At 58.6% G+C, this 7,066-nt stretch carries 4 protein-coding genes; 2 read left to right on the forward strand and 2 right to left on the reverse strand.

The features are described 5' to 3' along the window. The first annotated feature begins 326 nt into the window (after positions 1-326). Positions 327-1,505, forward strand: a complete 1,179-nt coding sequence (locus NCT03_RS12170) for a porin (RefSeq protein WP_244826313.1) — start codon at positions 327-329, stop codon at positions 1,503-1,505. Positions 1,506-1,658: 153 nt separating this feature from the next. Here NCT03_RS12170 and NCT03_RS12175 read toward each other — a convergent pair whose 3' ends face one another. Further along, positions 1,659-3,332: a long-chain fatty acid--CoA ligase gene (locus NCT03_RS12175; RefSeq protein WP_244826314.1), complete on the reverse strand. Its 1,674-nt coding sequence runs from the start codon at positions 3,330-3,332 to the stop codon at positions 1,659-1,661. 130 nt (positions 3,333-3,462) lie between these two features. Next, a complete protein-coding gene (locus tag NCT03_RS12180) occupies positions 3,463-5,544 on the reverse strand; it encodes a molybdopterin-containing oxidoreductase family protein (protein WP_250465728.1) in 2,082 nt (693 codons plus the stop codon). A 166-nt stretch (positions 5,545-5,710) separates the two neighbouring features. On the opposite strand from NCT03_RS12180, the gene NCT03_RS12185 reads away from it, so the two are divergent. After that, entirely contained in the window at positions 5,711-6,901 is a 1,191-nt protein-coding gene (locus NCT03_RS12185) for a M20 aminoacylase family protein (RefSeq protein ID WP_250465730.1), read from the forward strand. Positions 6,902-7,066: the final 165 nt, after the last annotated feature.

Raw genomic sequence — 7,066 nt, forward strand, 5'->3', positions numbered from 1 at the left:
TTGCGCGGAATTCGATGCTCTTCGCCTTCTTTCAGCAAGCCATATTCTCTGGCAAGAAATATCCAAAGCAGGCTTTTTGAACTAATCAAATTTTGAATTAGGGCAAACGCGAGTCATAAAATTCCTGCAAAACCAAGATTTTAGCGCATGTTGCAAAAACGTCACACGAGGTGCGCAGACCGGCCCCTTTTCCTTTGTCGCCCAAGGCCTCTTTGTTACATTACGTCTCAACTTCATTCAGAAGTGCCCGGCAGGGACGTCAACACACTGGCGCTAGAACAGTGACCTTGCCCAAAAGTCGCAAACACTCCTTGGAGATCTATTCAATGAAAAAGTCGCTTCTCGCTTTGGCCGCTTTGGGCACCTTCGCTGGCGCCGCCCACGCGCAAAGCAGCGTGACGCTGTACGGCATCATCGACGCTGGCTTCCTGTACTCGAACAATAGCGCTGGTCAGAAGTTGTATGCCTTGAACAGCGGCAACGTGCAGGGCAGCCGTTGGGGCCTGCGTGGTACGGAAGATCTTGGCGGCGGTCTGAAGGCCCTCTTCGTGTTGGAAAACGGCTTCAACGTGTTCAACGGCGCGCTGGGTCAAGGCGGCGACGAGTTCGGCCGTCAGGCTTACGTCGGTCTGTCGACGGCGCAATACGGCACGGTCACGTTGGGTCGTCAGTACGACTCCGTGGTTGACTTCACCGGCGCGTTCGAAGTCGGCAGCCAGTGGGCGACGTACTTCGGTGCGCACCCGGGCGACCTCGACAACATGAACAACTCGTTGCGCGTCAACAATTCGGTCAAGTTCACGAGCGCCAACTACGCCGGCTTCACGTTCGGCGGCTTGTACAGCCTGGGCGGCAACGCAGGTCAGTTCAATCGCAACCAGATCTGGTCGGCTGGCCTCGGCTACTCGCAAGGCCCGTTGCAATTGGGCGCTGCGTACTTGAACGTCAAGGACCCGAACTATTCGTTCTTCGGCAACAACACGACCTCGCGCACGGCCGCAACCGCCGGTACGGCTTCGAACTTCCCGAACAGCCGCGTGATCTCGGGCTTCGCATCAGCTCACACGCAACAAGTGATCTCGGCGGGCGGTGCTTATACGTTCGGCGCGGCAACGGTCGGCGCGACGTACAGCAACACGCAGTTCAAGGATGTCGGCCGCGAAGCCGGCGCCGGCCTCAACCCGGCTGCTTACACGGGTGGTTCGGGCAAGTTCCACAACGCCGAACTCAACTTTAAGTATCAGTTGACCCCGGCTCTGCTGCTCGGCGTCGCTTACGACTACACGAAGGGCTACGGCCTGGCCGATGCCAAGTATCACCAAGGCATGCTCGGCGCGGACTACTTCCTGTCCAAGCGCACGGACGTGTATATCGACGGTGTGTACCAGCACGCAACGGGTACGGATTCGACGCAACGCGCAGCGGTTGCAAGCATCAACGGTCTGTCGCCGTCGTCGACGTCGAACCAGGTCGCGGCGCTGGTCGGTATTCGCCACAAGTTCTAACAAGTCTTAACACAGCGGTATCTCTTGAAAGGCGCCTTCGGGCGCCTTTTTTATATGGCAAGGCGCGTCGGGCATAACCGCTTCTATGCGATGCAAAGAAAAAAGCCTTCGGTCTTTCGACACGAAGGCTTTTCCATTTCCCAAATCGATTCTTCAGGCCGTGCCGTCGCGCAATTCGCGCCGCAAGATCTTGCCGACATTGCTCTTCGGCAGGTCGTTGCGAAACTCGATGATGCGCGGCCGCTTGTACCCCGTCAGCCGCTCCTTGCAGAACGCCACGACATCCGCTTCGGTCAGGCTCTGATCACGGCGCACGATAAAGAGCTTCACCGCTTCGCCCGAGTTCTGATCCTTCACGCCGACCGCGGCCACTTCGAACACGCCGGGCAGCATGGCGACCACGTCTTCGATCTCGTTCGGATAAACATTGAAGCCGGACACGAGAATCATGTCCTTCTTGCGATCGACGATTTTCACGTAACCGCGATCATCGAAGACGCCCACGTCGCCCGAGCGAAAGAAGCCGTCGGGCGTCATCACCTTCGCGGTTTCGTCGGGGCGGTTCCAGTAGCCCGCCATGACTTGCGGACCGCGAATGCAGATTTCGCCGGGCTGACCGAACGGAACGTCGTTGTTGTCGTCGTCGCGAATGACGATTTCCGTCGATGGCAACGGCAAGCCGATCGTCCCCGTATATTCCATCGCCGTGACCGGATTGCAGGTCACACAGGGTGACGTTTCGGACAACCCGTAGCCTTCGACAATCGGCACGCCCGTCTTCGCGAACCAGCGTTTGGCGACGGCTTCCTGCACCGCCATGCCGCCGCCATTCGCCGCGATGAGCTTGGAGAAATCCAGCTGGTCGAAATCGGGATGATTCAACAGCGCGTTATAGAGCGTGTTGACGGCCGGAAACGTATTGATCTGTATGCCCTTCAGTTCCTTGATCGTCCCCGCGATATCGCGTGGATTCGGAATCAGCACGCCGAGTCCGCCGGTGCGGATCGTCAGCATGCCGCACACCGTCAGCGCGAAGATGTGATAAAGCGGCAACGCGACCACGCAGATGAACTGGTCGATATCGGGCCGGCGCTTGCGTGCCGGATCGAGCCACACTTCGGATTGCAACACGTTCGCGATCAGGTTGCGATGCAAAAGCGTCGCGCCCTTGGCAACGCCCGTCGTGCCGCCCGTGTATTGCAGGAACGCGACGTCATCGGGACTTTGTTCGACGCTATGAAACGTGGCGCGTCCACCTTCGCTGAGCGCGTCATTGAAGCGAACCCGTCCGGGCAAACTCCACTCGGGCACGAGCTTCTTCACGCGTCGCACGACCAGATTGACGACGAGCCCTTTCAAACCCATGAGGTCGCCGAGCGCGGCGACAACGACGTGTTTGATGGCCGTGTTCTTCACCACGGCTTGCAGCGTATGCGCGAAATTCTCGAGCAAGACGATGGCTTCCGCGCCGCTGTCCTTCAACTGATGTTCGAGCTCACGCGGTGTGTAAAGCGGATTGACGTTGACGACGATATAACCCGCGCGCAGAACCGCCGCAATTGCGATCGGATATTGCAACACGTTGGGCATCATCAACGCGACGCGCGCGCCGGGCTTGAGACCCTTCGTCTGAAACCATGCCGCGAGCTTTTTCGACATGTCGTCGAGTTCGCCGTAGGTAATCGACTTGCCCATGCAGACGAACGCGCGCCGGTCGCGGTTCTTGCGGAAACTGTCTTCGAGCAGCTGGGAAACCGACCGGTACGCGGAAACGTCGATTTCAGCCGGTACGCCGTCCGGGTAGGACTTCAACCATGGTTTTTCCATGCGGCGTCTCCTTCTTATTGGAATTTAGAATGATCGTGCGAAAACGAGATGCTAGCTGCTTGCCTCGCTTCCGACAATTGGGTTAGACGCCGCCTTCCAGACTCGTTCCGGCCTGCTCTTTCATTACGACTCAATGCGTTGACTCCACTTCAACCAGGCAGTCGTAAAACGTCGCCGATCCCCCCAGATCGGTCAGTGCCTGGCTCGTTACCTGATTGGCGTTACGGCCATCGGGGGACAACTTCTTCCACCAGATCGACAACCCGACCACGACGCCCTCCTTGGCGCGTTCGGTTACACGGGCGCGCGCCTGCATCGAGCCGCGATCGTTGAAGATGCGAACCAGCACGCCGTCTTCGATACCGCGGAGTTCGGCATCGGCAGGATGGATATCGAGATGCGGCTGGCCTTCGGTCGCGCGCAGACTTTCGACGTTCACGAAACTGCTGTTCAGAAAATTGCGCGCGGGCGGCGAGATCATCGCGAGCGGATAGCGCGCCGCGAGTTCGGGCGAGCCGTCCGTCGATTCGTACGGCGGCAGATAATCGGGCAGCGGATCGAGCCCTTCGTTTTTCAGACGTTCGCTATAAAACTCGCACTTGCCCGAAGGCGTGCGAAAGGCGCCTTGAGCCAAGGGCGCATCGGCAAGATTGAGTTTTAGCCAACCCGTCTCTTTGAGCGCGTTCCAGTCCTGACCTTCGAGCGTCGCATCGGCCCAGCGAAAGGCTTTCGAAGCAATCTGTTCGTCGGTCTCGAAGAGTGCCGGTTCGGTGAGGCCCATGGCGCGCGCGAGACCTCGAAAGATGTCTGTATTCGTGCGCGCTTCGCCGACCGGTTGAATGGCCGGCAAGTTGGCCATCACATGCGTATGCCCGTAAGACTTATGGACGTCCAAGTGTTCGAGCTGTGTCGTCGCCGGGAAAATCAGATCGGCATAGTCAGCCGTATCGGTCTGAAAGTGTTCAAGAACAATGGTGAACAGATCGTCGCGCGCAAAGCCCGCGGCGACTTTCGCGGAGTCGGGCGCCACGGCCACCGGGTTCGAGTTATAGACGATCAGCGCTTCGATCTTCGGGCCGAATGCGTCGTCTCCGGGGTTCAGCAGCGCGTCGCCGATAGCGTTCATATTGACGATGCGCGGCAGTTTCGACGGCCAGCCGGGCGACAGGTTCGGACGTTCGAGCGCGTTTCCATCGACCGGTGTCCAGCCCGACGACGACAGCAGCATTCCGCCCGCGCGCTCACGCCATGCGCCCGTGAGCGACGGCAGGCAAGCAATGGCGCGGACCGCATTGCCGCCGCCGCGCACGCGCTGCATACCGTAATTCAGGCGAATCGACGCCTTCCTGGTAGAACCGAATGCGCGCGCGAGATCGATCACCGTATTCTCGTCAAGACCGCATATCGACGCCACGCGCGAAGGCGGAAACTGCGCCGCGCGCGCCTTGAGTTCTTCGAAACCGAGCGTGTGGGCATCGACATATTCGCGGTCGATGAGATCCTCGCGAATCAAAACGTCGATCATGCCGAGCGCGAGCGCGGCATCCGTTCCGGGCCGCAACGCGATATGTTGATGACACTTTTCCGCCGTCAGTGACCGATACGGATCGATCGCGATCAACTTGGCGCCGCGCCGCTTTGCTTCCTGCGCACGCGTCCAGAAATGCAGGCTCGACGCGATCGGATTCGCTCCCCAGATCAGGATGATCTCGCTTTCCTCGAAAAACTCGGTGTGCATGCCGAGACTCGCGCCGTATGTGTAGCGCAAGCCGGCAGTGCCGGCGGCGGCGCAGATCGTCCGATCCAGCCGCGACGCGCCGAGCACATTGAAAAAACGCGCCGCAATGCTCTCGCCTTGTACCAGTCCCATCGTGCCGGCATAGCTGTACGGGAGAATCGCTTCGGGCGCGCGCTGTGCAATCGACTTCAGCTTGTTGGCCGCCAAGGTGAGCGCGTCGTTCCAGCTAATCGCCTCGAAGCGCCCTTCGCCTTTCCGGCCGACGCGGCGCAACGGCGTGAGCAGCCGGTCTTTATGATGCGTGCGCTCGGCATAACGCGTCACCTTCGTGCAAAGCACGCCCTGCGTCGGCGGATGATCCGGATCGCCGCTGACCTTTACCGCTTTGCCGTCCTTGACCGTGACGCGCATTGCGCAGGTATCGGGACAGTCATGTGGGCAGACGGCTCGGGCGAACTCGGTTGGAGCGTTCATGGCATGGGTCCGGGATTACCAGATGAAAAGCGTCAGATGAGTCGATTTTATTATGGTCGCCGTGGGAACGACCGTTCAAATCATCAAATAATGACGGCGTAGAATGCAAGGACCGACGCAGTGTCAATGCGCAACGTCCGAATTCAAACGTGAGAACGGTTCCAAAATGAATCTGATCCCTGAAATCGAAGCATCGCACGAAGAAATCAAAGCTCTCCGACGAACGATTCATGCTCATCCGGAGCTGCGTTACGAAGAGACGGGGACGAGCAAGCTTGTCGCGGAAAGCCTCGAGCGATGGGGCATTACTGTGCATCGTGGGCTGGGAAAGACGGGCGTCGTCGGCGTGCTCAAGCGTGGCTCCGGCAACGGGTCGATCGGACTACGCGCCGATATGGACGCACTGCCCATTCAGGAAATCAACACCTTCGAACATCGATCGACCCACCCCGGCCGCATGCACGCGTGCGGTCACGACGGGCACACTGCCATGCTGCTCGGCGCGGCAAAACATTTGGCGGAGCATGGCAACTTTAACGGCACGATTGTTTTCATCTTCCAGCCGGCCGAGGAAGGCGGCGCAGGCGCGCGTGCAATGATCGAAGACGGCTTGTTCAAGCGTTTCCCTGTCGATGCCGTCTTTGGGATTCACAACTGGCCGGGAATGCCAGCGGGGCACTTCGGCGTGGTTTCCGGACCAATCATGGCGTCGAGCAATGAGTTTCGGATCACGATTCGCGGCATCGGCTCGCATGCGGCAATGCCTCATAACGGGCGCGATCCGGTGTTTACCGCCGTGCAGATCGCTAATGGGTTGCAGGGCATCATTACTCGAAACAAGAAGCCTATCGATACCGCCGTGCTTTCGATCACCCAAATTCATGCTGGCGACGCGGTCAATGTCGTGCCGGATGAGGCATGGTTAGGTGGTACGGTGCGCACGTTCACGGTCGAGACTTTAGACGTTATCGAAGAACGTATGCGCAAGATCGTCGAAGCGACGGCATCGGCTTACGATTGCGAGGCGGAACTGCATTTTCATCGAAATTATCCACCGACGATCAACGACGCTGAGCAGACGAAGTTTGCGGCGGAAGTGATGACTGCCGTTGTAGGCAAGGATAAGGTGAACGCCTCAGTCGAACCAACAATGGGCGCGGAGGACTTTTCGTTCATGTTGCTTGAAAAGCCCGGGTGTTACGCGTTTCTCGGGAATGGCAACGGCGGTCATCGGGATCATGGACATGGTGCCGGTCCCTGCATGTTGCATAACGCCAGTTACGATTTCAATGACGATTTGTTGTCTGTCGGCTCGTCTTACTGGGTTCGATTGGCAGAGCGGTCCTTAGCCCGATAACTTTGATTTTTTTGTTTTGGCGCTGCTCGAACCAAGCAGCGCTTTCTTTGCACGCCCAACGCCGCAGAAACGCAAAAACCCCACCTGTTTGGGGGTGGGGTTTTTGTTGCTGCATGAGGAGCCTGACGATTACCTACTTTCACACGGGAGATCCGCACTATCATC

The sequence above is a fragment of the Caballeronia sp. GAWG1-1 genome (assembly GCF_023631465.1).
GTDB lineage: Bacteria > Pseudomonadota > Gammaproteobacteria > Burkholderiales > Burkholderiaceae > Caballeronia.